Origin of the sequence: Saccharothrix ecbatanensis, from assembly GCF_014205015.1 — a bacterium.
Classification (GTDB): Bacteria; Actinomycetota; Actinomycetes; order Mycobacteriales; family Pseudonocardiaceae; genus Actinosynnema; species Actinosynnema ecbatanense.
On record NZ_JACHMO010000001.1, the window covers coordinates 4,649,557 to 4,675,745 of the forward strand.

General features: G+C 71.5%; 25 protein-coding genes and 1 pseudogene. 10 read left to right on the top strand and 16 right to left on the bottom strand.

Features of this window, described 5'->3' with window-relative positions:
• Positions 1-7: 7 nt before the first annotated feature.
• Positions 8-1,843: pseudogene (locus tag F4560_RS19040) on the bottom strand (glycoside hydrolase family 3 protein); the annotation flags it as partial.
• 440 nt (positions 1,844-2,283) lie between these two features.
• Here F4560_RS19040 and F4560_RS19045 point away from each other — a divergent pair.
• The 3 genes from F4560_RS19045 (at position 2,284) to F4560_RS19055 (ending at position 4,534) form a co-directional block, all read left to right on the top strand.
• Entirely contained in the window at positions 2,284-3,732 is a 1,449-nt protein-coding gene (locus tag F4560_RS19045) for a glycoside hydrolase family 6 protein (protein WP_184921823.1), read from the top strand.
• A gap of 89 nt (positions 3,733-3,821) precedes the next feature.
• The gene (locus F4560_RS19050; protein ID WP_184921825.1) at positions 3,822-4,127 is read left to right on the top strand and encodes a hypothetical protein; all 306 of its coding nucleotides are present in this window, start codon (positions 3,822-3,824) and stop codon (positions 4,125-4,127) included.
• An 11-nt stretch (positions 4,128-4,138) separates the two neighbouring features.
• A complete protein-coding gene (locus F4560_RS19055) occupies positions 4,139-4,534 on the top strand; it encodes a YchJ family protein (RefSeq protein ID WP_184921827.1) in 396 nt (131 codons plus the stop codon).
• Here F4560_RS19055 and F4560_RS19060 read toward each other — a convergent pair.
• Positions 4,516-5,286 (bottom strand): GAF and ANTAR domain-containing protein, encoded by a 771-nt coding sequence (locus F4560_RS19060; protein WP_184921829.1) that lies wholly within the window; start codon positions 5,284-5,286, stop codon positions 4,516-4,518. The two genes, F4560_RS19055 and F4560_RS19060, sit on opposite strands and share 19 nt — an antisense overlap.
• A gap of 57 nt (positions 5,287-5,343) precedes the next feature.
• Between F4560_RS19060 and F4560_RS19065 the strand changes: the two genes are divergently transcribed.
• The 3 genes from F4560_RS19065 to F4560_RS19075 are packed head-to-tail and all read left to right on the top strand — an operon-like array spanning position 5,344 to position 8,240.
• Complete coding sequence (locus tag F4560_RS19065; protein WP_184929243.1) at positions 5,344-6,003, top strand: response regulator transcription factor; 660 nt, start codon at positions 5,344-5,346, stop codon at positions 6,001-6,003.
• A complete protein-coding gene (locus F4560_RS19070; protein WP_184921831.1) occupies positions 6,004-7,359 on the top strand; it encodes a sensor histidine kinase in 1,356 nt (451 codons plus the stop codon). It begins immediately after the preceding gene.
• Entirely contained in the window at positions 7,356-8,240 is an 885-nt protein-coding gene (locus F4560_RS19075; protein ID WP_184921833.1) for a TAXI family TRAP transporter solute-binding subunit, read from the top strand. Before F4560_RS19070 ends, F4560_RS19075 begins: the two co-directional genes overlap by 4 nt.
• 244 nt (positions 8,241-8,484) lie before the next feature.
• Here the strand turns inward: F4560_RS19075 and F4560_RS19080 are convergent, their stop codons facing one another.
• The 4 genes from F4560_RS19080 to F4560_RS19095 are packed head-to-tail and all read right to left on the bottom strand — an operon-like array spanning position 8,485 to position 12,016.
• Positions 8,485-9,063, bottom strand: coding sequence for a DUF5655 domain-containing protein (locus tag F4560_RS19080; RefSeq protein ID WP_184921835.1), 579 nt, complete (start codon positions 9,061-9,063; stop codon positions 8,485-8,487).
• 9 nt (positions 9,064-9,072) lie between these two features.
• The gene (locus tag F4560_RS19085; protein ID WP_184921837.1) at positions 9,073-10,038 is read right to left on the bottom strand and encodes a VWA domain-containing protein; all 966 of its coding nucleotides are present in this window, start codon (positions 10,036-10,038) and stop codon (positions 9,073-9,075) included.
• Entirely contained in the window at positions 10,038-10,934 is an 897-nt protein-coding gene (locus F4560_RS19090; protein WP_184929244.1) for a DUF58 domain-containing protein, read from the bottom strand. The genes F4560_RS19085 and F4560_RS19090 overlap by 1 nt, the downstream gene beginning before the upstream one ends.
• A gap of 50 nt (positions 10,935-10,984) precedes the next feature.
• Positions 10,985-12,016: an AAA family ATPase gene (locus F4560_RS19095; protein WP_184921839.1), complete on the bottom strand. Its 1,032-nt coding sequence runs from the start codon at positions 12,014-12,016 to the stop codon at positions 10,985-10,987.
• A 150-nt stretch (positions 12,017-12,166) separates the two neighbouring features.
• On the opposite strand from F4560_RS19095, the gene F4560_RS19100 reads away from it, so the two are divergent.
• Complete coding sequence (locus tag F4560_RS19100) at positions 12,167-13,123, top strand: DUF1152 domain-containing protein (RefSeq protein WP_184921841.1); 957 nt, start codon at positions 12,167-12,169, stop codon at positions 13,121-13,123.
• 20 nt (positions 13,124-13,143) lie between these two features.
• Here the strand turns inward: F4560_RS19100 and mobA are convergent, their stop codons facing one another.
• The 3 genes from mobA to F4560_RS19115 form a co-directional block, all read right to left on the bottom strand.
• Positions 13,144-13,680 carry a molybdenum cofactor guanylyltransferase gene (mobA, locus tag F4560_RS19105; protein ID WP_184921843.1) on the bottom strand — a complete coding sequence of 179 codons (537 nt, stop codon included), beginning with the start codon at positions 13,678-13,680 and terminating at the stop codon, positions 13,144-13,146.
• A 21-nt stretch (positions 13,681-13,701) separates the two neighbouring features.
• The gene (locus F4560_RS19110; protein WP_312869363.1) at positions 13,702-14,451 is read right to left on the bottom strand and encodes an MHYT domain-containing protein; all 750 of its coding nucleotides are present in this window, start codon (positions 14,449-14,451) and stop codon (positions 13,702-13,704) included.
• 216 nt (positions 14,452-14,667) lie between these two features.
• The gene (locus F4560_RS19115; RefSeq protein ID WP_184921846.1) at positions 14,668-15,399 is read right to left on the bottom strand and encodes a maleylpyruvate isomerase family mycothiol-dependent enzyme; all 732 of its coding nucleotides are present in this window, start codon (positions 15,397-15,399) and stop codon (positions 14,668-14,670) included.
• 44 nt (positions 15,400-15,443) lie between these two features.
• Between F4560_RS19115 and F4560_RS19120 the strand changes: the two genes are divergently transcribed.
• Positions 15,444-16,328 carry a MerR family transcriptional regulator gene (locus F4560_RS19120; RefSeq protein ID WP_184921848.1) on the top strand — a complete coding sequence of 295 codons (885 nt, stop codon included), beginning with the start codon at positions 15,444-15,446 and terminating at the stop codon, positions 16,326-16,328.
• A 9-nt stretch (positions 16,329-16,337) separates the two neighbouring features.
• Here the strand turns inward: F4560_RS19120 and F4560_RS19125 are convergent, their stop codons facing one another.
• The 5 genes from F4560_RS19125 to F4560_RS19145 form a co-directional block, all read right to left on the bottom strand.
• Positions 16,338-17,768, bottom strand: a complete 1,431-nt coding sequence (locus F4560_RS19125; protein WP_184921850.1) for a sensor domain-containing diguanylate cyclase — start codon at positions 17,766-17,768, stop codon at positions 16,338-16,340.
• A gap of 372 nt (positions 17,769-18,140) precedes the next feature.
• Positions 18,141-19,451: an NlpC/P60 family protein gene (locus F4560_RS19130; RefSeq protein WP_184929246.1), complete on the bottom strand. Its 1,311-nt coding sequence runs from the start codon at positions 19,449-19,451 to the stop codon at positions 18,141-18,143.
• Positions 19,452-19,632: 181 nt separating this feature from the next.
• Positions 19,633-21,177, bottom strand: a complete 1,545-nt coding sequence (locus F4560_RS19135) for an AMP-binding protein (protein ID WP_184921852.1) — start codon at positions 21,175-21,177, stop codon at positions 19,633-19,635.
• A gap of 46 nt (positions 21,178-21,223) precedes the next feature.
• Positions 21,224-21,787: a carbonic anhydrase family protein gene (locus tag F4560_RS19140; RefSeq protein ID WP_184921854.1), complete on the bottom strand. Its 564-nt coding sequence runs from the start codon at positions 21,785-21,787 to the stop codon at positions 21,224-21,226.
• 62 nt (positions 21,788-21,849) lie between these two features.
• The gene (locus F4560_RS19145; RefSeq protein WP_184921856.1) at positions 21,850-22,587 is read right to left on the bottom strand and encodes an SIR2 family NAD-dependent protein deacylase; all 738 of its coding nucleotides are present in this window, start codon (positions 22,585-22,587) and stop codon (positions 21,850-21,852) included.
• A gap of 157 nt (positions 22,588-22,744) precedes the next feature.
• Between F4560_RS19145 and F4560_RS19150 the strand changes: the two genes are divergently transcribed.
• Positions 22,745-23,158: a hypothetical protein gene (locus tag F4560_RS19150; RefSeq protein WP_184921858.1), complete on the top strand. Its 414-nt coding sequence runs from the start codon at positions 22,745-22,747 to the stop codon at positions 23,156-23,158.
• A complete protein-coding gene (locus tag F4560_RS19155; protein ID WP_184921860.1) occupies positions 23,155-24,666 on the top strand; it encodes a proline-rich domain-containing protein in 1,512 nt (503 codons plus the stop codon). The genes F4560_RS19150 and F4560_RS19155 overlap by 4 nt, the downstream gene beginning before the upstream one ends.
• Before the next feature lie 35 nt (positions 24,667-24,701).
• Here F4560_RS19155 and F4560_RS19160 read toward each other — a convergent pair whose 3' ends face one another.
• Together F4560_RS19160 and F4560_RS19165 are read right to left on the bottom strand one after the other, a co-directional pair.
• Complete coding sequence (locus tag F4560_RS19160) at positions 24,702-25,349, bottom strand: hypothetical protein (protein WP_184921862.1); 648 nt, start codon at positions 25,347-25,349, stop codon at positions 24,702-24,704.
• Positions 25,346-26,092 (bottom strand): ABC transporter ATP-binding protein, encoded by a 747-nt coding sequence (locus F4560_RS19165; protein ID WP_312869365.1) that lies wholly within the window; start codon positions 26,090-26,092, stop codon positions 25,346-25,348. Before F4560_RS19165 ends, F4560_RS19160 begins: the two co-directional genes overlap by 4 nt.
• Positions 26,093-26,189: the final 97 nt, after the last annotated feature.

A 26,189-nucleotide genomic window follows, 5' to 3' on the forward strand; every position in this document is an offset into this window, starting at 1 on the left:
GCGGGGCGTAGCTCAGGCCGTGGCCGAGCGGGTACAGGGCGGCCTTGCCGTCACCGGCGTTGATCGGCTGCTGCGAACCGCTGTTCATCCAGGTCACGGGCAGGGTTCCGGTCGGGTTGTAGTCGCCGAAGAGGACATCGGCCACGCCGCGCCCCTCCGTGCCGGGCAGCCACGACGCGAGCAGCGCGTTCCAGTCGCCGACCTGGTTGGCGATGTCCATCGGCCGACCCGAGACCAGCACGACGACCACCGGGATGCCCGCCGAGCGGAGCCGGTTGATCGTCTCCAGGTCCTCCCGGTCCAGGCCCAGGCCGTAGGGCCGGTCGCCCTCGCCCTCGGCGTACGGGGTCTCCCCCACCACCGCGATGGCCGCGGTGTACGAGCCGTCCACGCCGGCGCCGTAGCGGTCGTGGGTGATGGCCGCGCCGGAGCCGACCGTCTCGCGGATGCCCTGGAGAATCGTGGTGCCGGGGGTGACGTTGCCGCTGCCGCCCTGCCAGGAGATCGTCCAGCCGCCGCTCTGGTAGCCGATGTTGTCGGCCGACTTGCCCGCGACGAAGTACTTGCCGGTCTTGGCCAGCGGCAGCACGCGGTCGTTGCGCAGCAGCACCTGGGACTGGCGGACGGCCTGGCGGGCCAGGTCGCGGTGCGCGGCCGAGCCGACCGTGCCGGTCAGCGAGCGGTCGGTGAGCGGGCGCTCGAACAGGCCCAGCTCGAACTTCTTGGTCAGGATGCGCCGGTTGGCGTCGTCGATCCGGGTCATCGGCACGCGCCCGGCCTGCACTTCCGCCTTGAGCAGGCTGATGAACTTCCGGTAGTCGTGCGGGACCATGACCATGTCGATGCCCGCGTTGACCGACGCGGCGACCTCGGCTCCGGTGAACCCGAGCGCGCCGTCGATCTGGTCGATGCCGGCCCAGTCCGAGACGACGAGCCCGGTGAAGCCGAGCTCGGTCTTGAGCACGTCGGTGATCAGGTAGCGGTGGCCGTGCGCCTTGACGCCGTTCCAGCTGCTGTAGGAGATCATCACCGAGCCGACCTTCCGGTCCACCGCGGCCTTGAACGGCGGCAGGTGCACCGAGCGCAGCTCCTGCTCGCTGATCTGGGCGTTGCCCTGGTCGTCGCCGCCGCTCGTGCCGCCGTCGCCGATGTAGTGCTTGGCCGTGGCCAGCACGGAGCTGTTCGTGCCGCCGAGCGTCGTGCCCTGGAGGCCGTCGATGTACGTCGTCATCGCGGTGGGGATCTCCGGGACCTCGCCGAACGACTCGTACGTGCGGCCCCACCGGTCGTCGCGGGCCACGCACAGGCACGGCGCGAAGTTCCAGTCGATGCCGGTGCCCGCGACCTCCTTCGCGGTGGCCTCGCCGATGCGCCGGACCAGCTCCGGGTCACGGGTCGCGCCCAGGCCGATGTTGTGCGGGAACATCGTCGCGCCGCGCACGTTGTTGTGCCCGTGCACCGCGTCGACGCCGTAGATCAGCGGGATGCCCAGCGGCGTGGACATGGCCGTGCGCTGGAAGTTGTCGTACATGTCGGCCCAGCCCTGGGCGGTGTTCGTGGCCGGGGCCGAGCCGCCGCCGGACAGCAGCGAGCCGATCCGGTAGGTGGCGAGGTCCTGCGGTGAGTCGAGCGCGCCGCGGTCGACCTGGGTCATCTGGCCGACCTTGTCGTCGAGCGACATGCGGGCGAGCAGCTGCTCCACCCTCGGGTCGGCTTGAGCCGCCACCTGCGCGGTGGCGACCGGTCGCAGGTGCGGCACCAGCACGGTGGCGGACAGTGCGACGGCCGCCAGGACGGCCGTGGTCACCGCCACCGCGACGGGTCGGGAGGGAGTGCGCGTCATTGCGTGGCCTCCGGGTCGAAACGGGTCGAAAACGGGGTGAGAAGAGGTCTGGGAGCGTTCCCAGACTACGATTGTCCGTTTTTCCGCACCAGGGATGAGTCTTTCGGTCTAGTGCGCCTACGTCCTCACGGCGTAACTTCATCGAATTGCGGACATCAACTTCGATTCGCCCGTGACGCGGATCTCAGTCACCCGTTCAGCCCATTCACTCGCAAGAATGTCTACGCAGAGTCGACAGAAATGGGGTTCCGCACCGGCCGGCCGGTCTTAACCACGGTCCATCACGCCACTTCTTCACGGAACGTGACACACCGCGGTGCACCCCGGCGCGATGTGCCCTCTTTTCCTCAACGTTTCCGACTGGCTACAGTCCTGCCACCTGGGAGCGCTCCCAGTGCCAGCCAGCCCCCGTTCAGCACCGACGCTGCGAGGACCTCCCGATGCGAGCACAGAACGCCACCCACACCGGCAGCGCCGGCCACCGACCACGTAACAAGGCCAGGTTGGCCGCGGCGAGCGCGCTCTCCAGCGCGTTGGTGGCCAGTGCGGTCGCCCTGGTCCTAGGCGGCGGCGCGACCACCGCCCAGGCGGCCGACTCGGTGTTCTACGTCGACCCGAACACGTCGGCGGCGAGGTGGGTGGCGCAGAACCCGAACGACTCGCGGGCCGCGGTGATCCGCGACCGGATCGTCAACACGCCGCAGGCGCGCTGGTTCACCACCACCAACACGTCCGAGGTCAGGGGCCAGGTGGACGCGTTCGTCGGCGCCGCGGCGGCGGCCGGGAAGATCCCGATCCTGGTCGTCTACAACGTGCCGAACCGCGACTGCGGCGGCGCGAGCGGCGGCGGTGCCCCTTCGCACTCCGCGTACCGGGCGTGGGTCGACCAGGTCGCCGCGGGTCTCGGGGGCCGTCCCGCGTCGATCGTGCTGGAGCCGGACGTGCTCCCGATCATGAGCACCTGCCAGAGCGAGTCGCAGCAGAACGAGACCAAGGCGTCGATGGCCTACGCGGGCAAGAAGCTCAAGGCCGGCTCGGCGCAGGCGAAGGTGTACTTCGACATCGGCCACTCGGCGTGGCTCACCCCCGGTGAGGCGGCCAACCGGCTGCGCGCGGCGGACATCGCCAACAGCGCGGACGGCATCTCCACCAACGTGTCGAACTACCGGCACACCCGCGACGAGGTCGCGTTCGCAAAGGCGGTGCTGAACAACCTGGGCGACTCGCGGTTCAAGGCGGTCGTCGACACCAGCCGCAACGGCAACGGACCGCTCGGCAGCGAGTGGTGCGACCCGGCCGGCCGGGCGATCGGCACGGCCAGCACGACCAACACGGGTGACTCGCAGATCGGCGCGTTCCTGTGGATCAAGCTGCCCGGCGAGGCCGACGGGTGCATCGCGGGCGCCGGTCAGTTCGTGCCGCAGCGGGCGTACGACATGGCGATCGCGGCGGGTCCGACGACCAGCACCACCACGCAGTGGACCACCACCTCGCCGGGCTCGACCACGTGGACCTCGACCACCACGAACACCACTACTTCCACGACCACTTCCACCACGACGACCACGACTCCGCCACCCGGCGGATGTCGGGTGACGCACCGCGTGGTGAGCCAGTGGTCGGGCGGTTACACCGGTGAGATCGTCATCGAGAACCGGGGCGCGGCGCTCAACGGCTGGACCCTGACGTTCTCCGCACCCGCTGTGACCGTTTCCCAGGGCTGGAACGGAACGTGGACCGACTCTGGCGACATCGTTCGCGTCGGCAACGCTTCCTGGAACGGCGGGCTCGCAACCGGTGGTACCGCGACCATCGGTTACAACGCGAGCTTCTCCGGCGGCACCCCACCGTTCACGTCTCCCACTTTGAACGGTGCTGCGTGCGGCTGACGCCGTAGCCGGCCCTCCCTCGAAGCGGCTCCCCTCCCCGACTGGCAGTCAACGGGAGGGGGGCCGCTTCCCTCTATATCCTGGGTTCCGTGACCGAACCGATGTCCGTCGCGCGCGGTGTCGCGCTGGCCAACGACCCGGACGACGCGGTGCGCGAGGCGTTGTCGACCAATCCCTCCGCGCCCGCCGAGGCGTTGGCGCTGCTCGCCGACGACCCGCGACCGGCGATCCGGGCGAACCTGCTCACCAACCCGGCTGCGCCCGCGGACGTGCGCTACCAGGTGCACGCGTCCCTGTCCGCGGACGCCGCCGCCGGTGACCTCGAGGCGGAGAACGCGCTGGCCTGGGTGCGCTACGACCGTTCCGGCCGCACGCCGTGCGCCAAGCCGAAATGACGTCGTCCGGGATGACGTCGTCGAATGACGTCGTGACCACTCGCTGCCCGTGCGGTCTGGGCGATCCTTACGACGCGTGCTGCGGCCCGTTCCACCAGGGCCGCCGCAAGGCCCCGACCGCCGAAGCCCTGATGCGCTCCCGCTACAGCGCCTTCGCCCTGGGCCACGAGGACTACCTGCTGGCGACCTGGCACCCGTCCACCCGGCCGACGTCCGTCGACCTGGACCCGGACCAGCGCTGGACCCACCTGGAGATCCTGTCCCGGACCGACGGGACGCCGTTCCAGACGACCGGCACCGTGGAGTTCCGCGCCCATTACCGCTGGCAGGGGCAGCGGGACGTGCTGCACGAGAACAGCCGGTTCGTCCGGGAGGACGGCGCCTGGCACTACCTGTCGCCGGTCTGATCCCGGTCGGTCCGATCGGCCTCGTCCGACGGTCCGCGCACGGACGCGAGCAGGTTCCGGGCCACGTCACGCAGCTTGGTGTTGTGCCGCTGCGACTCGCCCACCAGCCGGGTGAACGCCTCCTCGGCGTCGACGCCGTGCGCGGCCATCAGCACGCCCTTGGCCTGGTCGATCTCGCCACGCGACTCCAGCGCGCGCTGCAAGTGCTCGACCAGCCGGCGTGACCGCTCGTACCGGCGGAATCCGGTGATGGACGTGGAGGCGGCGGTGACGAACAGGCGCAGCAGCGCCTCGTCGAACGGGTCGAACGCCCGGTCGTCCGAGCTGTAGAGGTTCAGCGAGCCGATCACGTCGTCCTCGACCACGATCGGCGCGGACAGGTAGGCCCGCACGCCCGCGCGTTCGGCGGCGGCGGCGAACTCCGGCCACTTCTCCCGGCCGCCCTCCACGGTGGCCCGCACCGGCCGCTGGGTCCTGGAGGCTTCGAGGCACGGTCCGTCACCGGTCGCGTACTGCTTCCGGTCGATCTCGACGACCCTCTCGTCGGTCCAGGCCTCGGTGGACGCGCCCTCCGGCCCGACGACGGTCACGCTCACGTTCTCGGCGTCCGGGATGACCCGCGACGCCGATTCGACCAGCTGCTGGAGGGCGTCGTTCAGGGTCTGGCCGCCCGCCAGCACCCCGGCCAGTTCCTCCAGCGCCTCGCTGGCCTCGTCCAGCAGGGCCGCCGGTACCTGTTCCTCGATGCTCACAAACCCTTGTCTACACCTCGGAGGCCATAATCGCCCCAACCGAAGGTGGTGGACGAAGTGCGCGTGCTGCTCGTCGAGGACGACGACGGGGTCGCGGACGCCCTGGTCGAAGCGCTGGAGGCGAACGACCACCGGCCGATCCGGGTGGCCCGCGGTGCGGACGCGCTCCTCGTCCACCGTGATTTCGACCTCCTCCTGCTCGACCTGGGCCTGCCCGACACCGACGGGCTGGAGGTGCTGCGCAAGATCCGCAAGGTGTCGTCGGTGCCGGTGCTGGTCCTCACCGCACGGGGTGACGAGCGGTCGCTGGTGCGGGGTCTGCGCCTCGGCGCGGACGACTACCTGGTGAAACCGGTCCGGCTGGGCGAGTTGCTGGCCCGGATGGACGCGGTCGCGCGGCGCAGCGCGGCGCTCACCGGGCCGAAGGACCGGGTGGTGCGGGTCGGCGACCTGGAGATCGACCTGGAGGGCAGGCGGGTGGTGGTCGGCGACGCGGAGGTCTCGTTGACCACCAAGGAGTTCGACGTGCTGGCGGCGTTGGCCAGTCGGGCGGGCACGGCGGTGAGCCGGCAGCAGCTCATGGACGAGGTGTGGGGCGACGCGTACCTGGCGGTGTCACGGACTCTGGACGTGCACCTGACGGGGTTGCGGGCGAAGCTGAACCGGCCGAGCCTGCTCACCACGATCCGCGGTTTCGGCTACCGGCTGGGTGAGTGAATGCGCCGCCGCCTGCTGCTGGTGCTGCTGTCGTTCTCCGCTGCCGCCGTGGCGGCTTTCGCGGTGCCCTTGTTGTCGGCGACGGCGGCCGAACGCACCCAGCGGTTCGTGCTGACCCGCACCGCCGACCTGGACCGGTTCGCCGCGCTGGCCCAGCAGGCCGACACCACCGGGGACAGCGCGGCGCTGGTGGACGAGGTCGCCGCGTACGTGCAGCTGTACGGCGAGCCGGTCGTCGTGGTGGACGCGCGCCGGCAGCCGGTCGCGCAGGCGGGTCTGACCTCGGCTGATCCGGCGTTGGCGCGGGTGTTGGACGCCGCGCTGCGCAACCAGCCCGCGCCGCCGGTGGCGACCGTGCTGCCGTGGTCGTCCGGCGACGTGGTGTTCGCCCGGCCGGTCGGCACGGGCACGCGGGTGGCGGGGGCGGTGGTGCTCCGGGCGTCGGTGGAGCGTGCGGCGGCGGACGTGACCACGCGGTGGCTGTTGATCCTGGGTGGGGCGTTGGCGGCGGCGGTTGTCTCGATCCTGCTGGTGCTGGCGGTGACCCGGTGGCTGCTGAAACCGTTGGCGGAGCTGGCGGTCGGTGTGCGTGCGGTGGCGGCGGGCGAACGGCGTGCCCACGTGGCGGGCAGCAGTGGACCGCCGGAGGTGCGTGAGCTGTCGGAGTCGTTCAACCGGATGTCGGACGCCGTGACGGAGGCCGCCGACCAGCAGCGGCGGCTGATCGCGGACGCGTCGCACCAGTTGCGCAACCCTATGGCGGCGTTGCGGCTGCGGATGGACACGTTGAGCGGGCAGGTGAAGCCCGAGGGTCTGCGTGCGTACACGGCGGGCGTGGCCGAGATCGAGCGGCTGGAGTCGTTGCTGGACGGGCTGTTGGCGTTGGCGTCGGCGGAGAGCGCGGCCACGGAGGTCGCGGCGGGTGGGCGTGAGCCGGAGTTGACCGATCTGGGCGCGCTGGCGGTGGACCGGGCGGGGTTCTGGCAGGTGCCGGTGCCGGGGACGCCGACGTTGCCGGTGCTGGTGCGCTGCCCGGAGTCGGACTTGGCGCAGGTGCTGGACGTGTTGCTGGACAACGCGGTCAAGTACGGCGGGGCGGTGCGGGTGTCGCTGGGCGCGGACCGTTCGGCGGGTGTCGGGTGGGTCGAGGTGCACGACGACGGTCCGGGGCTGACGGCGGAGGAGCTGACGCTGGCGACGTCGAGGTTCTGGCGTGGACGGTCGGGGAAGCCGGGCACGGGGCTGGGTCTGGCGATCGCGGATCAGTTGGCGCGGGCGCGGCAGGGTGTGCTGGCACTGTCTTCTGTGGACGGGTTCACCGCGCGCGTCACGCTGCCGTTGGAGCCGACGCTGTGAACCGGCGGGTGTTCCTCCTCGGCTTGCTGGCTTCTGGGTGCACGGCAGGGCTGCCATCAGATGAGTTGGCCATCGCGGCCGGTGAGCGCGGCGGGATGTACTTCGACTTCGCCACCCTGCTGGCCGAGCAGCTGATCGACGTGCGCGGGCGGGTGCTGGAGACGGAGGGCAGCCTGGCGAACCTGGCCCTGCTCGGCGGCGGTCGGGCGCAGGTCGCGCTCACGCTCGCCGACTCGGCCCGGGTCGCGGATCCCCGGCTGGAGCTGCGTGCGCTCGGTCGGGTGTACGAGAACTACCTCCAGCTGGTGGTGCGTGAGGACGATCCGGCGCAGGCGCCCGCCGACCTGGCCGGGCGGACCATGTCGCTGGGTGCGGAGGGGTCCGGCGCGTCGTTGTCCGGTGAACGGATGCTGGTCGCGCTGGGTCTGCGGGATTCGGTGCGGGTGGAGCACTTCAAACTCGGTGAGGCCGCGCAGGCGTTGGTGGAACGGCGGATCGACGCGCTGCTGTGGTCCGGTGGTGTGCCGACGCCGACGTTGGACGGGCTGTCCGGGATCCGGCTGCTGCCGTTGGCGGAGTTGCTGTCCGGTCTGCGCGCGGCCCACGGTTCGGTGTACGAGCAGGTGCCGGTGCCGGTCGGGGTCTACGGGGCGGACCGTGAGGTGCCGACGATCGGGGTGGCGAACCTGCTGGTGTGCCGGGCGTCGTTGCCGGACGCCGTGGCCGCCGCGATCACCCGCACGTTGATCTCCCGTGCCGCCGCTTTGGTGCCCCGGCAGACTTTGGGCACCCAGTTCCTGGACGTCCGGAGCCTGATCGGCACCGCCGGCCTCCCCCTCCACCCCGGCGCCGCCACCACGTACCGCACCCTCCACGGCTAACCCCTCCGCGTGAGTCCTACGTTCAGACCCCGTGAGTCCTACGTTCAGGACCACCGTGTCCTACGTTCAGGACCACCGAATTCAACGCTCAGAACACGGGTCGGCTGTCCTGGGCGTGGAACTCGGGGGTCCTGAACGTTCGACTCGCGGGGCCTGAACGTTCGACTCGCGCGTTCTGAGCGTTGAACTCGGGGGTTCCGAACGTAGGACTCACGCGTTCTGAACGTAGGACTCACGCGAGGGGTTAGGTGTTGGCGGTGTAGGCCTGGCGGAGTAGGGAGAGGGTGTCGTCGTCCACGTCGTCGGCGCTGACGACGCCGATCCGGACGGTGATGGTGTCGTTGCCCAGGGAACGCGCCGCTTCCAGCAGGCCGTTCGGCTCGTGGCCGGCCAACCGGAGACCCAGGTCGACGCGAGTGCGCGAAGCGGGCTTGACGATGGCGAACGTGCGCCGCGGCGACACCAAGGCCACGTACGTCCTCCGCGCCTGGACGCGCATCGGCCCCAGCAACGCCGCCTCGGCCAGCAGCCGGTCCAGGATGGGACGCAGCTCGGGCCGGTCGGCGTACTGGGCGTCCACCAACGCGTCCGACGACGTCTCCAGCACGTCCGGGTAGCCGAACCGCTCCATCACCAACAGCATCTGCGGGTACCCCGTGACACCCTGCTCACGCAGCCAAACCCGCAGGTCACACTCGTTGTCGAACCCCGAGGACAGCACCCGCCGGTTCCACTCGGGCACGCCCTCGCCGGTGCCGCGGCGCAGCAGCGCGGCGGACCAGTCGACCATCTCCCGCAACCTCGTCGACACCACGGCCGACATACTGCACCCTCACGGCAGACGTTGCCCGAAGAGCAGCGCTCCCGCCACGGCGATCATCCCCAGCACGGTGCCCAGCGCCACCCACGGCCGCGACGCGTCGGACTGCTTCTTCTCGTACCCGATCTGCTCACCCAGCGTGTCGTACACCCGGCGCAGCTCCTCGGCGCTCGCCGCCTTGAAGAACTCACCGCCCGACCGCTCGGCGATCTCCTTCATGGAGTCGTCGTCCACCGGCACTTCCTGCTGCCGACCCTCGATCTCGACCACACCCTCCTCGGTGCCGAACGAGATCGTGGAGATCGGGATGCCGGTCTTCTTCGCGTCGTCGGCCGCGTCGAACGCCTTGCGGGTGCCGACGGTCTCCTTGCCGTCGGTCATCAGCACGACGCGCGCGGGCGGTGGGCCGTCAGCGCCGCCGACGACCTTGCCGAACGAGTCGACCGCCGCCAACGCCGCCATGATGGCATCACCGGTGGCCGTCGACTGGGCCAGCTTCAGCCCGTCGATGCTCTGCGTGACCGCACCGCGGTCAGTGGTCGGCGCGACCAGCACGGTGGCCGATCCGGCGAACGAGATCAGCCCCAGGTTGATGCCCGGCGTGAGCCCGTCCGCGAACGACTTGGCGGCCACCTGCGCGGCCTCCAGCCGGGAAGGCTTGACGTCCGTCGCCTTCATCGACAGCGACGTGTCGATCACCAGCATCACGGTCGCGCGGTTGCGCGGCACCTTCTGCTCGGCGGTCGGCCCGGCCAGCGCCACCGTCAGCGCGATGAACGCCACCATCAGGAACGCCGCCGGCACGTGCTTGTACCAACCCTGCCGCTTGGGCGCGACCTTCTCCAGCATCGGCAGGTTGGCGAACCGCAGCGTCCGCTTGCGCAGCACGCGTTGCAGCACCACGTAGAACGCCGCGAGCGCCACGACCACGACCAACAGCAGGAACCACCACGGCGCGGTGAACCCGGACAAGCTCATCAGGCCACCCCTCCCGACCAGCGGCGCTTGCGTGCGACGACGAAGCGGACGGTGTCGGCGATCCAGTCGGAATCCGTGCGCAGCACCAAGTGGCCCGCACCGGCGCGGCGCAGGCCGGAAGCCACCTCTGCCCGGTGTTCGGCCGCCGCCGCCGCGAACTCACGGCGCAACAGCGGTGACGCCACCACTTCACGTTGCCGACCGCTTTCCGGGTCGGCCAGCACGACCGTGCCGACATCCGGCAGGTCGATGTCACGCGGGTCGATCACCTCGATGGCCACCAGGTCGTGCCGGGCGGACAACGCGCGCAGCGGGCGCTGCCACTCCGTGCCGCCGAGGAAGTCCGAGATCACCACGACCAGGCCGCGGCGACGCGGCGGGCGGCGAAGCTGTTCAACCACGTCGGCCAGCGAACCGCGGGTGCCCTCGGGCGCGCGGGGCGTCTCGGCGACCTTGCGGATCAGGCCCCGCGAGTGCGCCAGACCACCGCGCGCGGGCACGCGGACCAGGTCGGCGCCGGTCGACACCAGGGCGCCGATCCGGTTGCCGCCACCACGCGTCAGGTGCGCGACGGCGGCCGTCGCGGCGACCACGAGGTCACGCTTCTCGCACGCCGCCGTGCCGAAGTCGAGGCTCGGTGACAGGTCGATCGCGAGCCACGTCTCCAACTCGCGGTCGGCGACCGTCTCACGGATGTGCGGCACGGTGGTGCGGGCGGTGACCGCCCAGTCCATCCGCCGCACGTCGTCACCGGGCTGGTAGGGCCGCGCCTCGCCGGGCTCGGAGCCCGGTCCGGGGACGAGGCCCAGGTGGTTGCCCTGGAGCAGCCCGTCGAGCCGGCGGCGCACTTCCAGTTCAAGCGTGCGCAGGGCCGCTTCCATCCGGCCGCCGTGCATGGTCGGCGGCGCCCAGTTCGGCCGCTCGGGGATCGCCGGGGTCGACTCGGTCACGGCCTGCCCGCGGGCTGCGGGGCCTGCGGACGTGCCGAGACCTGCGGCAACGGCACCGTCTGGAGCACCCGGGTGATGATGTGGTCCAGCGGGACGCCGTCGGCGAGCGCGTCGTAGGACAGCACGAGGCGGTGGCGCAGCACGTCCGGCACCACGTCCACGACGTCCTGCGGCAGCACGTAGTCACGCCCGCGCACCAGCGCCAGGGCGCGGGCGGCGGCGATGATCCCGAGGCTGGCACGCGGCGAGGCGCCGTACGTGACCCATCCGGCCACGTCGGTGAGCTGGTGCTCCTTGGGCGCACGGGTCGCGATGACCACCCGCACCACGTAGTCGACCAGCGCGTGGTGCACGAAGACCCGGGAGGCCACGCCCTGGAGGCGGACCAGCTCGTCCGGGCCGAGCACCTGGCTGGGCACCGGCGGCTCGACGCCCATCCGGTAGACGATCTCCCGCTCTTCCTCGGCCGTCGGGTACTCGACCTGGATCTTGAACAGGAACCGGTCGCGCTGGGCCTCAGGCAGCGGGTAGACGCCCTCGTTCTCGATCGGGTTCTGGGTGGCCAGGACCAGGAACGGGTTGGGCATCGGGAACGTCTTGCCGCCGATGGACACGTGCCGCTCGGCCATGACCTCCAGCATCGCCGACTGCACCTTGGCGGGCGCGCGGTTGATCTCGTCGGCGAGGACGAAGTTCGCCACCACGGGGCCGAGCTCGACGTCGAACGTCTCGCTGCCCTGGCGGTAGATGCGGGTGCCGAGGATGTCGGCGGGCACCAGGTCGGGGGTGAACTGGACGCGGGAGAACGAGCCTCCGACGACGTTGGCGAACGTCTCCACGGCGAGCGTCTTGGCCACGCCGGGCACGCCCTCCAGCAGCAGGTGGCCCTTGGCCAGCAGACCGACGAGCATCCGCTCGACCAGCCGGTCCTGCCCGACGATCACCCGCTTGACCTCGAACACGGTGCGTTCGAGCAGCTGGGCGTCACGAGCCGGCGTGTGGATCGCCTCGGCGGCGGGCTCGGACAAAGGTCCTCCTCGACAGGGTTGTGCGACTGCCGGCCCAGTCTCCCCCGAAGACGGTATGGACCTTGTGAAGGGGGTCCTGACATGCCCGACGGCCCACCGGGGTGATCCACAGTGGAGCCCGGTGAGCCGACGGCCGCGTAGCGTGGCCAGGTGTTCTCGCTCGCGGAGCCGCCCCTGTTCACCCGCCTCCGGGCCGCCGAACGCGTCCTTATCGCGGGCGCCGGAGGCGGCTTCGACGTCTACGCCGGCCTGCCGCTCGCGGTGGCGCTGCGTGCGCAGGGCAAGGAGGTGCACCTGGCCAACCTGTCCTTCAGCGAGCTGGACCGGATCGACATCGACGACTGGGTGGAGCCGGGCCTGGCCGCGGTGCGCCCCCACACCGCCGGCAACGAGGACTACTTCCCGGAACGCGTGCTCGCCCGGTGGCTCGAGTCACAGGACATGCCGTCGACCGTGCACGCGTTCCCGCGCACCGGGGTCCGGCCGCTGCGTGCCGCGTACCGGACGCTGGTCGACCGGCTGCGGCTCGACGCGATCGTGCTGGTGGACGGTGGCACGGACATCCTGATGCGTGGTGACGAGGCCGGGCTCGGCACGCCGGAGGAGGACATGGCGAGCCTGGCCGCGGTGGCCGGGATTGAGGGCGTCGAACGCCTGGTGGTGTGCCTCGGGTTCGGCATCGACAGCTTCCACGGCGTGTGCCACGCGCACGTCCTGGAGAACCTGGCCGCGCTGCAACGCGAAGGCGGCTACCTGGGCGCGTTCTCCATCCCGCCGGAGTCGGCGGAGGCGCGGGCGTACCTCGACGCGGTCGCGCACGCCCGTGCCGCCACGCCACTGCGGCCGAGCATCGTCAACGGGCAGATCGCCGCCGCGTTGAGCGGTTCGTTCGGCGATGTCGCCTTGTCGTCGCGCACGGCCGGCAGCGAGCTGTTCGTGAACCCGCTCATGGCCCTCTACTTCGCGGTCGACCTGCCCCTGCTGGCCGCCGGCGTCGGCTACCTCCCACGGCTGGAGCACACCGACGACGCCTTCCAGATCGCCCTGGCGATCGAGCACCACCGCCACGACCTGGACCCGCGCCCCCGCCGGCCCATCCCCCACTGACCCGCCGGCACGTCGACGGGTTACCGGATGAGGTCGTGGGGGGTGTCGACGTCGTGGGCCTCTCCGGGTCGTGCGGCGACCGCCACCGGGGCCAACGGGCCGAGGACGGACCGCATCGAGACGTCACGGGGGTCGGCGGGTAGCGCTTGGCGCAGCGCTTCGGTCCGCCACGCGCCGGTGAGCCACTGGTGCCGGCCCTCGTCGTCCACGAGCACCGCGCCGGTGTCACCGACCGCCGCCAACAGCCGGTCCACAGTGGAGCGGGTGATGCCCGGCTGGTCCACCGCCAGCACCACGACCACCTCGGCGTCGACGTGCGCCAACCCGGCCGCCAGGCCCGCCAGCGGTCCACCGCCCGGCGGATCCTCCCTGGCCCACGTCACCCCGGGCACGTCATCCTTGCGCGGCCCCACGACGACGGTCTGCTCTGCGGACGCGACAGCGTCCAGCACGTGGTCGAGGAGCGCGCGGCCGGCGACCACGACCGACGCCTTGTCGACCCCGCCCAGCCTGCTGCCCCGGCCACCCGCGAGAACCACCGCCGCCCAGGACGCCACAGGCCCCACGGTAGCCGCGACCTACGCGGGCTCGCCCTGCGCGTCGTCCTCGGCGGTGAACAGCATCCACAACAGCGCGGCCACGACCAGCGCGCTCGTCACGAACACCGGGAACACCAGGTCGAACACGCTCGTCCCGAACGGCACGGCGCGCGTCGGGTCGACGCTCACCCGCACCGCCGCCATGCCGGTGTAGTGCATCCCCGTCACCGCCACACCCATGATCAGACCGGCCGCCAACCTCGCCACCGTGGTCTTCACGACCAGGGTGAACCAGAAGGCGGCCGTCGCCGCGACCACCGCGATCACGCACGACAGCACCACCATCGTCCGGTCGTAGGAGATCTCGCCCCTGAACCGGATCGCGGACATGCCCATGTAGTGCATGCCGGCCACGCCGAGCCCGGCCAGCGCACCCGCGATCAGCAGCCGCATCTTCGTGAACCGGATCAGCGTCACCAGGGACAGCCCGATGCCGACCACCACGATCGCGACCACGGCGGACAGCGCGGTGACCGGCGCGGAGTACTTGATCGTGGCACCGGCGATCTCGAAGCCCAGCATGGCGATGAAGTGCATGAGCCAGATGGCGACGCCGCCGATGGAGACCGCCCCGAACACCGTCCACCGCACCTTGGCGCCCCGGGTCTGCTCGGCACGGGCGCGTGCCATGCAGGCCAGGCCGAGCAGCGAGCCGATCACCGAGACGATGAACGCGAGCGTGAGGGTGGAGAGGCCGTCCGAGAAGTGCTGCATCGAGTCGTGGTTCACAAGGGCACCGATCCTGGGTCAGGTGAGACGCGCCGCACTCCCCGTGCGCGCGGCGGCACCCCATATTCCTAACCCGCTGTAGTCACTTTCACTAGAACAGCCCAGTTGAGTTCATCGATTTGCAATCGATTTGGCCGATTTTTCCACCGTGCGTAGCCATCGCCTGGACTGAACGGCCCATCAAGCCCTCACACGGGTGAGGAGCACCGCGGCGGTCTAGAGCGCGGTGTGGGCCAACCAGTGGTCCAACAGCACCCGGTCGCCGCTGATCGTGACGTGCGGGTCGTCGGGTGGCAGCCGCCGGGTGGCGATCAGCAGCAGGTCGCGGGCCGTCGCGGAGACGGTGACGTCGGCGTCGGCGTCGGCGTCACCACGTCGCCAGGTCGGGCCGGCGGGACCGCGGGTGATCAGCCACGGCGTCAGGTCGGGCGGGCGCAGCAAGAGGGTCTGGCCGTCGCCGCGCAGTTCGGCCAACGCAGGTTTCACGGTGGCGGCACCCGGCGCGGTCACGAAGCCCAGGACCTCGTCGACGGCGTCCGACGCGAGGTCGGCCGCGATCACCGGCGCACGGCCCGCGAGGTCGGCGTGGTGCACGGCGGTGTCGTGCACCATCCGGCGCAGCCAGAACCGGGCGGGCCGGTCACCCAGGAACGTCCACACCGGGGCGGTGCCGGCACCCACCACATCGATCAACTCCCGCGCGCCGGCGTGCAGCCACGAGGCCCAGTCCCCCGGCACCTCCTGGGCACGGGGATCGGGCACCGCGGGCGGTCGGCCGGTGCGCACGATGTCGGCGGCCCAGCGGTGTTCCTGGCCGATGTGCGCGACCAGGTCCCGCACCGTCCACTCCGGACAGGTCGGCACCGGCGCGGCGAAATCGCGCACGTGCGCGGCGAAGGCGGAGGTCTGCTCGCACAACCACTCGGCGAGCCGGTCGGTGTTCGTCATGGCCGTACCGTAGGAACGGCACCGGGGTGGAGGTTCAACCGATCGTGACGGGGGACACAGTGCTGGGCATCGGCGACCTGGCCCGGCTGACCGGCGTGCCGGTGCGCACGATCCGGTTCTACTGCGACGAAGGCATCCTCGACCCGCCGCGCAGCACCGGCGGGCACCGGAGGTTCGACCGGGACGCGGTGGAGCGGTTGGAGACCGTCCGGCGGCTGCGCGGCCTCGGGCTCGGCCTGGCCGTGATCGCGGACGTCCTCGCCGGACGGCGGTCGTTGGCCGACGTGGTCGCGGCGGAACGGGCCGCGCTCGACGTGTCGCTGGCGGAGTTGTCCTGGCGCCGGGCTTCACTGCGCGCGGTCGAGGAAGCGTCACCGGCCGCGCGTGACGCACGCCTGGCCCTGCTCGCCGCCGCGCAGGACGGGCAGGCGGTGCGGCAGTCGTTGACGTCGTTCTGGAGCCGGCACTACCTCGGGCCCGCGCCCGCCGACACGGTCGAGATGTTCCTGTCCGTCAGCGCGCCACCGCCGCCGGCCGATCCGACGCCCGCGCAGGTGCTCGCCTACGCCGAGATGGCTGTGCTGACCTCCGACCCGTCGCTGCGCCACCGGTTGGCGGGCCGTGCCCGTGTGCCGGACGAACGGGCGTTGCACGACGGCGTCGGCCAGGCGTGCGCCCTGGCACGTCCGCTGGTCCAGGCCGGTCGGCCGCCGGAGCCAGGGCCTGCGCTGGACGTGTTCGTGGCGGCGTACGCGGCGGTGTGGGGCGCACGGGACACGCCCGCGTTCCGCCGTGCCCTCTTCGGCCGGACGGAGGTCGAGCGCGATCCCCGGCTGCGCCGGTACTGGCGGTTGGTCGGGACGGTGACCGGAGAGGACGTCACCGTCGGCGTGGCGCAATCGTGGCTCCTGGACGCGCTCGCAGCGTGACCACCCGGGCTAACCGCCGCCGGCCCGTCGGCCGATCACCCGGTTCCGGCCCGCGTCCTTCGCCTCCAGCACGGCGACGCTGGCTTCCTCCACCGCGTCCGTCACCGACGCCCCGGGCGGCACCTCGACCACGCCGATCGACACCGTCACCACCCCGCCGGCGTTGCCCCGGTGCTCGACGCCGAGCCGTTCCACCGCCTGCCTGATCCGCTCCCCCAACGCCAGCGCGCCCTCCAGCCGCGTGTCCGGCAGCAGCACGGTGAACTCCTCGCCGCCGTACCGGTACGCGCGATCGGCGGACCGGGCGGTGCGGTGGATGGCCTGGCCGACCTTGCGCAACGTCTCGTGCCCGGCCAGGTAGCGGTACAGGGTGTTGTAGCTGTGGAAGCGGTCGATGTCGACGAGCAGCAGGCTGTAGGGCTCGCCGACGCGGTTGAGGCGGGCGTGGTCGGCGTCGAACGTGGCCGGGTTCGGCAGGCCGGTCCGCTGGTCGATCGTCGCTGCCTCGGCCAGCGCCCGGTTCTCCGCGTGCAGCTCCTCCAGCCGTTCGGCGAGCCGGTCGACCTGGTGCTTGCGGGCCAGCGCCCAGTCCTCCAGGTCCTCGTCGTACACGGCGACGCCCACCGGGCCGATCGTCTTCGCCCGGTACATCGCCAGGTCCGCCTGGTGCAGCAGGTCCTCCGCGCCGTGCCCCGGCCGGACGAACGTGATGCCCGCCGACACCGACACCCGGACCACGCCGTCCGCCAACATCACCGGCGTGGCGATCACGGCCAGGATTTCGTGCGCGGCGGCGATCGCCTGCTGCTCGTCCAGCCGGTCGAGCAGGACGACGAACTCGTCGCCGCCGAGCCGGGCCGCCGTGCCGCGACCGGCCACGACAGCGGCCAGCCGGAACGCCACCAGGCGCAGCACGTGGTCGCCGGCGGCGTGGCCGTGGTGGTCGTTGACCTCCTTGAACTGGTCGAGGTCGAGGAACAGCAGCACCGTGCCCGGCGCTCCGCGCACCGCCTGCTCCAGCCGGGGCAGGAACCCGGGGCGGTTCGCCAGACCGGTCAACGCGTCGGTGTTGAGCCGGATGCCGAGCTCGGCCGCCGTCTCCGCCCAGCCCGTGACGTCGAGCGCGACCACGACGAGGCCGCGCACGTCCGGGTCCGCGCTCAGGTCCCGGGCGACCAGGTCCACCCGTCGGTGCACCGATCCCTCCACCGGCACCGCGCACGTGCACCGCGAAGCACCCGTGCGACCCACCGCCTGGAGGAACGTGCCGACCGCCGCCGCGTCGCCGTCCGCGACGAGTGCGGGGAGGACGCCGGACGCGCCGCCGAACAGCCGCCGTGCCGCCGGGGACGCCCACCGGACGCCGAGGTCGCTCGGGTCGACCACCAGCACCGCGGCGTCGGCGTGTTCGAGCACCGCCTGGTGAAAGCCGCCGTTCATCGCGACGCGCTGGGAAACCGCGGCGCGGCCTGGTCGACGACACCATGGCCACGTCTGTCGATGTTCATTTCGCCGTCGTCGGGCAGCGATGAGCCGGCCGCCATGGTCCCCCCTGGACGTGACTTCCTCAGATCTCCAGAGATTACCGAATCCGTGTCGCGCATTCGGGTGATCATGACCGAAATTCCCAAATATCCGCATTTCCGGACATGAATTCGCAGTCACACCGAATAAGGGGCATATCCGCCCTGAGTCCACAGTGGACCGGTCGCGCTGTTGCTCCTCGGGGGGCATGGTGGCGTGGATGCTCACGTCACCGGGCCGGTCGGGCGACACGGCGGAGTTCTCGGTGCAGGCACCACGCGGCCGCAGTCACAGCAGGCGCGTGGCGTACGGCATGATCCCGCCGTACCGGACCGGGGCGACGCGGACGGACGAGCCGGAGTACGGCGCCTCGACCATCATGCCGCCGCCGAGGTAGAGGGCGACGTGGGTGCCGCCGCCCGGACCCCAGAACAGCATGTCGCCGCGCTGAGCCTGGGCGAGCGGCACTTTGCGGCCGGCGTTGTACTGGTAGCCGCTGTAGTGCGACAGGTAGACGCCCACGCCCGCGAACGCGTACATCATCAGCCCCGAGCAGTCGAAGCCGACGGTGTAGTAGTCGCCGTGCGCATCGCCGACGCCACCGTCACGGATGCCGACGGTCGGCCCGTCGTAGTTGCCGCCGCCCCACGAGTACCGCACGCCGAGTTGGCTCATCGCACGCGCCACGACGGTCTCCACGCCACCACTGCTCGGCGCCACCACGGGTTGCGGTCGAAGCGCCGGCGCCGGGGCGGGCTGAGCGGCAGCCGCCGCGGCCGCAGCGGCCAACGCCGCCTGACGCGCGGCTTCCTCCTCCTCGCGCCGCTTGTCGTCCAGCCACTGGTTGTACTGGGCGCGCTGCCCCTCCAAACCCTGGACGGCACCCAACGCCTGGTCCAGCTGACCCTCCACCGCGGCCTTGTCGTCCTGGATCCGCTGCGCGGCGGCGGCCTGCCCCTGTTGGGCCTGCGAGGCGGCGGTCTGGGCGACCTCCGCGTCACGCTTCGCCTGATCCGCGGCGGCCTCCTTCCGGCCGGCCAGATCCAGCGCGGCACGGGCGGCGGCGTCCTTGTTCGCCTTCTCCCCCCGGCTGCGCTCCACGTCGTCCAGCGCGTCGAGGCTGGACTCGCTGACCGCCTTCAACAGCTGGGCGCGCGCGAGCAGGTCCTCGGGGCTGGACGCGCCGATGTACGCCGAGACCGAGCCGACGAGGCTGCCCTGCCGGTAGCTCGCGCCGGCGAACTCGTCCAGCCGCACGCGGGCCTGCTCGACGGCCTGGCCGGCGGCGGCGGCCTCGACCTTCGCCGACTCGGCCTCCCGACGCGCCCGGTCGGCCTCGGCCTCGGCGGTCTCCAGGTCGACCCGTGCCTTGTTCGCCAGCTCCATCTTGAACGCCACGTCGTCGGTCAGCTGCCGCAACCGGGCCTCGGCGTCGGTGAGCCGACCCGTCAGCTCGCCGACCAGCGCGGCCTTCGCGTCCGCCTGCTGCCGACCGGCGTCGATCTCGGAGTCACTGGGGTTGGGAGGTGGCGGCGGCACGGCGACGGCCGTGCCGGCCACGCCCACCACGGTGATCAGCGCGACCACGGTCGAGACCATCCATCGCGTCACGACTCCCGCCTCCCCGCGCACTCAGCCGATCAGCGTTACGCCGAACGGCGTGACAGGGCCCGACTCTGCCACTCCTACCTCACTGATTCCAATGGTCCCGGCATGAACATCAACCACATGGGTCACAGCAGGCGCGGCAAACACACTGTCCGTCGGACGGGGGACACCCTCAGTTGACCTTGCGGTCCAGATCGGACCAGTACGGCGCGCGCAGCTTGAACTTCTGCACCTTGCCGGTGGCGGTGCGCGGGATGGCGTCGCGGAACTCGACCGACGTCGGCGCCTTGTACCCGGCGAGCCGCGCCTTGCAGTGCGCGATCAGCTCCGCCTCGGTCACCTCGGCGCCCTCGGCGGTCACGATCAGCGCCTTGATCGTCTCGCCCCACTTGTCGTGCGGCACCCCGATCACCGCCGCCTCGGCCACCGCCGGGTGGCTGAACAGGGCGTCCTCCACCTCGATGGACGACACGTTCTCGCCACCCGTGATGATCACGTCCTTCTTGCGGTCCGAGATCGTCAGGTGGCCCTCGTCGTCCAGCGTGCCGCCGTCGCCGGTGTGGAACCAGCCGCCCTCCAACGCCTCGGCGCTGGCCTCGGGGTTCTCCCAGTAGCCGGCCATGACGACGTTCCCGCGGGCCAGCACCTCGCCGCTCTCGGACACCTTCAGCCGCACGCCCAGCCCCGGCGCTCCCGCCCTCGACAGCTTCCGCGCCCGTTCGTCCGCCGACAGCGCGTCGTCGGCCGGTCGGGACCGGTTGAACGTGAGCAGCGGCGACGTCTCGGTCAGGCCGTAGAGCTGGAGGAACTCCCAACCGAGCTCCTCGCCGACGCGGGCGATGGTGCGGCTCGGCGGCGGGGCGCCCGCGCAGATGATCCGCACCTTGTCGCGTCCCGGGATCTCGCCGTCCCACTCCTGGGCCGCGTCGAGGACCGCGTTCCAGACGGCGGGCGCGCCGCACATCAGCGTGACGCCGTGGTCGCGCACCCGCCTCAGGATCTCGGCGCCGTCGACCTTGCGCAGCACGACCTGCGGCACGCCGAGGCCCGCGAGGCCGAACGGCATGCCCCAGCCGTTGCAGTGGAACATCGGCAGGACGTGCATGTAGACGTCCCGCTCCCAGACGCGGGCGTGCATGGCGAACGTGACCGCGTTGATCCAGATGTTGCGGTGCGTCATCTGAACGCCCTTGGGCCGGGCGGTGGTGCCGGACGTGTAGTTGACGGTGGCGGTCGCGTCCTCGTCCGGCTCGCTCCACGGGCGGGGCTCGGTGTCGAACCGCATCAGCTCCGACTCGGTCTGCTCGCCGAGGACGAAGCGGCGCCGGGCGGCGATCCGGCCGAAGTCGGGCGCGGAGTCCAGCTCGGGGTCCACCAGGAGGACCGACGCGCCGCTGTGCTCGACGATGTAGGACACCTCGTCGGCGCGCAGCCGGAAGTTGACCGGCACCGCGATGCGGCCGGACGCGGGCACGGCGTGCAGCAGTTCGAGCAGCCGGGCCGAGTTGTGGCTGACCACTGCGACCCGTTCGCCCTCGCCGACGCCGAGCGCGTCGAACCCGGCCTGCCAGGCGCGGACGCGGGTGGCGAACCGGCCGTACGTGGTCGTCGGCACGGGCGCGGCGGGCTGGTCGGGCTCGTCGACGGCGGCCGTCGTGTCGGCGAAGACCTGCTCCGCCCGGTCGAGGAAATCGGCGACAGTCAGGGGTACGCGCATGCACCGTGACCTTATTGACCACCGCCCGCGTTGACCACCGCTCGGCTCAGCGGGTCGTCAGCACGAACCTGCGGTTGAGGGGCTGGACGGGGCGGGCGCGGTCGGCGTGGGCGCGGACGAAGGCGCGCAGGGCCGGGTCCTCCACCTGGACCGGGTCCTTCATCACCACCCAGCTCACCACCTCGTCGAACTCGCCGGTGGTCAGCGAACCCTCGTAGCGGTGGAAGCCCTCGCCCGGGAACAGCGTGGGCAGGTCGATGCCGCTGGGCGGCTTCGCGTCCGACGCGCCCGGCTCACCGAGGTCGAGGAACACCGCGACCACGCACGCCCGCAACCCGTCGTCCGCCCTCAGGTGGACGGCGTGCATCTCCGCACCCCGCGCCCGACCGTCGATCCAGTGCTCGCCCGGGCGGTGGAAGTGGATGTTGTCGAGCCGGAACTCGTGCCCGGACAGGCGCACCGAGTGCTCGCCCTTCGGCCGCAAGCGCCAGCCGTGACCCTCCTCGGCGGCGCTGAACTGGTCCGCGCGCCACCGCACGGCCAGCTCGTCCTCCAACTGCGGCACGACCACCGCGTCGCGGATGTTGATCGGTGACTGCTGATCTCCCACACCACCGATGCTTCCACCGACGCCTGCTCACGGGAGGATGATCGAGCCGCCCCAACGGGTGACTACCAGCTGCTCGGGTCGCCCCACGTGCGGATCGGCCCGGTCGCCACCACGGGCACCGCCGCCAACTCCGGCAGCGCCGAGGCGGCCGGCTCGCGCACCACGGCAGCCGCCAGTTCGTCGTACGGCGTCGGTTCCAGCGTGCAGATGACCACCGCCGCGCCCGCCCGCGCCGCCAACGGCACCAACTGCGCGGCCGGCTCCACCATGAGCGACGTCCCGGCGACCAACATCACGTCGCAGTCCAACACCGCCGTGCGCGCGGCACGCAGCACATCGGGGTGCAGCGGTTCGCCGAACGCAACCGTGGCCGGCCGGAGAATTCCGCCGCACACCACGCATTGCGGCGACGAGTCACCGCTGCGCACACGCTCCAACGCCCCGCTCATCGCACTGGTGGCCCCGCACGACGCGCACACGACGCGCGACATCGACCCATGCAGTTCGACCACCGACGAAGACCCGGCCCGCTGGTGCAGCCCGTCCACGTTCTGCGTCACCACCGCCCGCACCCGCCCGGCCCGCTCCAGCCCCGCCACCGCGTGGTGCGCGGCGTTCGGCACGGCCGTCCACATCGGATCGTCCAGCCAGGACTCCCACGCCGACCGCCGCGCCCGCGCCGACGTCAGGAACGCCGCCGCGTCGAACCCGAACCGCACCACGCCCGACTCGACGGACACCCCCGCGCCGGTGAGCACGGTGATCCGCCGTGCGACGGCCATCACGTCCCGTGCACTCATGCCACCACCGTCCCACACGCCTGCGAGCATGTCGGGGTGCGTGGGAATCGTCGGCGGAGCCGACCATGAGACAACTGTGGCGGAGCCGACCATGAGACGACCGTCGGCGGAGCCGACCGCCAGGCAACGGGCTGGAGCGGTGCTCGGAGTTATCGGTTTGGTCACAGCGGTGGTGGGCACGTTCCTGCCCTGGCTGCGGTCCGGCACGGTCACGAGGAGCAGTTACGAGGTGCTCGCTCTTCGTGGTTTCGCCGGGTTGGACGGCGTGTCGGGCGAGGTCGTGCGCGGGATCTGGGTCGGGCTCATCCCGTTGGCGGTGTGCTCCGTGGTGCTCTGGGTGATGCGACTTCGCCGGTTCGCCGCGTGCCTGGTTCTGCTCTTTGGCACGATTGCGGGAACGGTGGCGGCACTTGCCGCCGTCCAAGGGGGCAACGAGGCGGCACTGGTCGGGATCAGCACGATCGGACCGGTGACAACCCTCGGTGGTGCTGTGCTGGGGGTCGCAGGAGCGATCACCGTGCTCACCGCGAAATCCCGCACAGCGATCAGCACTCCAGGAGGCGCACCGTGAGCTACCCAGGCGGCGGCGGAGGCGAATGGCCACCGCAGAACAACCCGTACGGCCAGCCGCAGCAGGGGGGCCACCCGCAACAGGGCGGCTACCCCCAGCAGGGCCCGCAGCAGGGGGGCTACCCGAACCAGGGCGGCTACCCGCAGACCGGCCCCCAGCCACAGCAGGGTTACCCGCAGACCGGTCCGCAGGGCTTCGCGCAGCCCCAGCAGCCCGGTTACCAACAGCCCGGCTACCAGCAGGAGTTCGGCCAGCAGCCGTTCGGCTACTCGGGTGGCGAACCGCCGAAGAAGAAGCGCACCGGCCTGATCATCACCTCGATCGTCGCCGTCCTCGCGCTGGCCGCGGGCACGGTCGCCACGGTGTGGGCGCTGCGCAGCTCCGACGACGTCGCGGCCGGCTCCGAGAGCCCGTCCACGGCGGCGAACAACCTGCTCAGCGCGCTGGGCAGCGGTGACGTCATCGGCATCATGAACGGCCTGGCGCCCGCCGAGGCCAAGCTGAGCAAGGACTACACCGAGGCCACCGTCAGCGAGGCCAAGCGGCTGGAGATCCTGAAGAAGGACGCCGACCCGAACAAGCTCACCGGCATCCAGGTCAAGAGCGAGGGCATCAAGTTCGACGACGCCGCCGCGGAGAAGGTCAACGACCGCCTGACGATCAACAAGGTGGTCGAGGGCAAGATCACGATCACCTCGGACGTCAAGCAGATCCCGTTGACGGACAAGCTGGTCGACGCGCTCGGCGCGGACCTCGACAAGGCCAAGCCCGACACGGAGACGCTGGACTTCGCCAAGGAGATGGCCGACCGCAAGGGCAAGCCGATCGGCATCGCCACCATCAAGGTCGGCGACGACTGGTACCCGAGCCTCTTCTACACCATCGCGCACGCCGCGCTGGAGTCCGAAGACCTCAAGTGGCCGGCCCAGGGCATCGCGCCGGCCGGCGCGGGTTCGGCGAACGACGCCGCCAAGCAGATGGTGCAGAAGGCCCTCGCCGGCGACTTGGAGGGTGTCATCGCCCTCCTGCCGCCCGACGAGATGGGCGTCCTCCAGGACGTGGGCCCGGTTCTGCTGGATCAGGCGGGCAAGACGCCCGACACCGGCGCGAAACTGGTGGAGCTGGAGACGGACTCCAAGGACGTCACCGGCGGCACGCTGCTGACCATCCGCAAGCTGGTGGTGGAGGCCAAGGGCGAGCAGTACGAGATCGCCCGCGACGGCGACTGCTACTCGGCCACCGGTGAGGGCAAGACGCAGAAGCTCTGCGCGGACGAGCTCGGGCAGCTGGTCGAGCAGCAGGGCGGTCGCAACGTCCCGCCCGCCGCGGTGGACGTGATCGCACGCGTCGGCGCGCAGGTGCTGAAGGACGGCGTCGGCGTGGTCGCCACCGAGGTGGACGGCAAGTGGTACATCAGCCCGTTGCGGACCTACAACGAGCTGTTCCTGACGCTGATGCGCGGTCTGGAGCCGAAGGACATCGACGAGCTGATCAAGGCCGTCAAGTAGTCCGCTGATCCACCGGTCGGCCCCCGTCGCGAGCGTCACCCGCGGCGGGGGCCGACCGCTGTGCCGAGCCAGGTCGCGCCCGCCACGAAGACCACCGCGAGCACACCCGAGAGCGTCAACGCGGACGTGACGCCGTTGTCGTGGGACAGCGACCACAGCACGTTGCCGATCGGCGGGGTGCTGCCGAACAGGAACACCAGCGCCACCAGGGCGGTCGCCGCGAGGACGGACCAGCCGGGCTGCGTGATCACCGGTCGGCCGCACAGCACGCCGACGCCCACGCCGACCAGCGCGCACACCGCCAGCGCCGCGAACCCCTGCGCCACCGTGCCGGGAGGGTACGGGCGCGGTTGCGTCACCACGGGCACGAGCGCGGCGATCAGGGCCAGCCCCAGGGCCGCGAGGACGGACAACGCCGTCACGGCGGCCTGGGCGCGGGCCCACCCTCCCGCCGTCACCACCGTGATGGTCCGGCGGACCGGGTCCTCGGCGGTCGAGATCACCACCGTCAGCCACACCGACATCGGGTAGACCAGCACGCACGTCCCGGCGTACGCGGGCAGCGGCGGCCCGGCGTCGGAGGCGTAGAGCATCCCGAGCACGGCCAGGTGCACCAGCAGCGGCGGCAGCCAGCGCTGGGTGCGCAGCACGTCCGCCAGCACGTACCGCACCAGAGCCGTCACGAGCGGACGCTCCGCACCGAGCAGCCGAGCCGCAGCGCCTCGGCCAGCACGCCGTCGCTGAAGCCGGCCCGCACCTCGACCCGTGCCCCGCCGCCGACCGCCCGTGCCGCTGACACGCCTTCCAGCGAGCTGATCAGCGTGAACGCCTCCCCCACCGACTCCAGTTCGATCACCACGCCACCATGTGCCACCGTGCCGAGAGCCACCTCACGCGCGCCCGGCACGTCGTGCCCGTGGTGGTCGGTCAGCACGACGGCGGCGTCCGACGACGCCACCAGGTCGGTCAGCACCCCGGCCGCGGCGGCGTCCAGCCCGGACCACGGCTCGTCCAGCACCAGCAGGTCCGTCGCGTGCAACGCCTGCGCCAGCGCGATCTTCTGCGCGTTGCCCTTCGACAGGGTGGCCATCGGCGCGGTCGGTTCGCCGACGAAACCCAGCGCCTCCACCAGGTCCCACCGCACCGGCACGCTCCGGACGGCGGCGAGGTGGCGCAGGTAGTCGCGCGCGGACAGCTTCACGCCGGTCGGGAACCGCTCCGGCACGTACCCGACCGACGCGCCCCTGCTCACGCGCCCGGACGACGGCGCCGTGACGCCCGCCGCGACGCGCAACAAGGTCGACTTGCCGGACCCGTTCCCGCCGCGCAGCACGACGACGTCACCGCGTTCCACGGTCAAGGACACGTCGCGCAACACCCACGGTCCGCGGCCGTAGCGCTTGCCGATTCGATCAAGACGCACCACGGATGTGATGATGCCCCGATCAACGTAGGACCGGGTTGAAGCGGAATACAGGACACGCGTACTGTTTGGGGTGAGAGGGCGCCGCACCGCACGGTGC

Coding starts and splice junctions, on each gene's coding strand:
- F4560_RS19045 (WP_184921823.1), top strand. CDS start 2,284: ATGCGAGCACAGAACGCCACCCACACCGGCAGCGCCGGCCACCGACCA.
- F4560_RS19055 (WP_184921827.1), top strand. CDS start 4,139: ATGACGTCGTCGAATGACGTCGTGACCACTCGCTGCCCGTGCGGTCTG.
- F4560_RS19070 (WP_184921831.1), top strand. CDS start 6,004: ATGCGCCGCCGCCTGCTGCTGGTGCTGCTGTCGTTCTCCGCTGCCGCC.
- F4560_RS19080 (WP_184921835.1), bottom strand. CDS start 9,063: ATGTCGGCCGTGGTGTCGACGAGGTTGCGGGAGATGGTCGACTGGTCC.
- F4560_RS19085 (WP_184921837.1), bottom strand. CDS start 10,038: ATGAGCTTGTCCGGGTTCACCGCGCCGTGGTGGTTCCTGCTGTTGGTC.
- F4560_RS19090 (WP_184929244.1), bottom strand. CDS start 10,934: ATGCACGGCGGCCGGATGGAAGCGGCCCTGCGCACGCTTGAACTGGAA.
- F4560_RS19115 (WP_184921846.1), bottom strand. CDS start 15,399: ATGACGAACACCGACCGGCTCGCCGAGTGGTTGTGCGAGCAGACCTCC.
- F4560_RS19125 (WP_184921850.1), bottom strand. CDS start 17,768: ATGAACGGCGGCTTTCACCAGGCGGTGCTCGAACACGCCGACGCCGCG.
- F4560_RS19130 (WP_184929246.1), bottom strand. CDS start 19,451: ATGGTCTCGACCGTGGTCGCGCTGATCACCGTGGTGGGCGTGGCCGGC.
- F4560_RS19135 (WP_184921852.1), bottom strand. CDS start 21,177: ATGCGCGTACCCCTGACTGTCGCCGATTTCCTCGACCGGGCGGAGCAG.
- F4560_RS19145 (WP_184921856.1), bottom strand. CDS start 22,587: ATGAGTGCACGGGACGTGATGGCCGTCGCACGGCGGATCACCGTGCTC.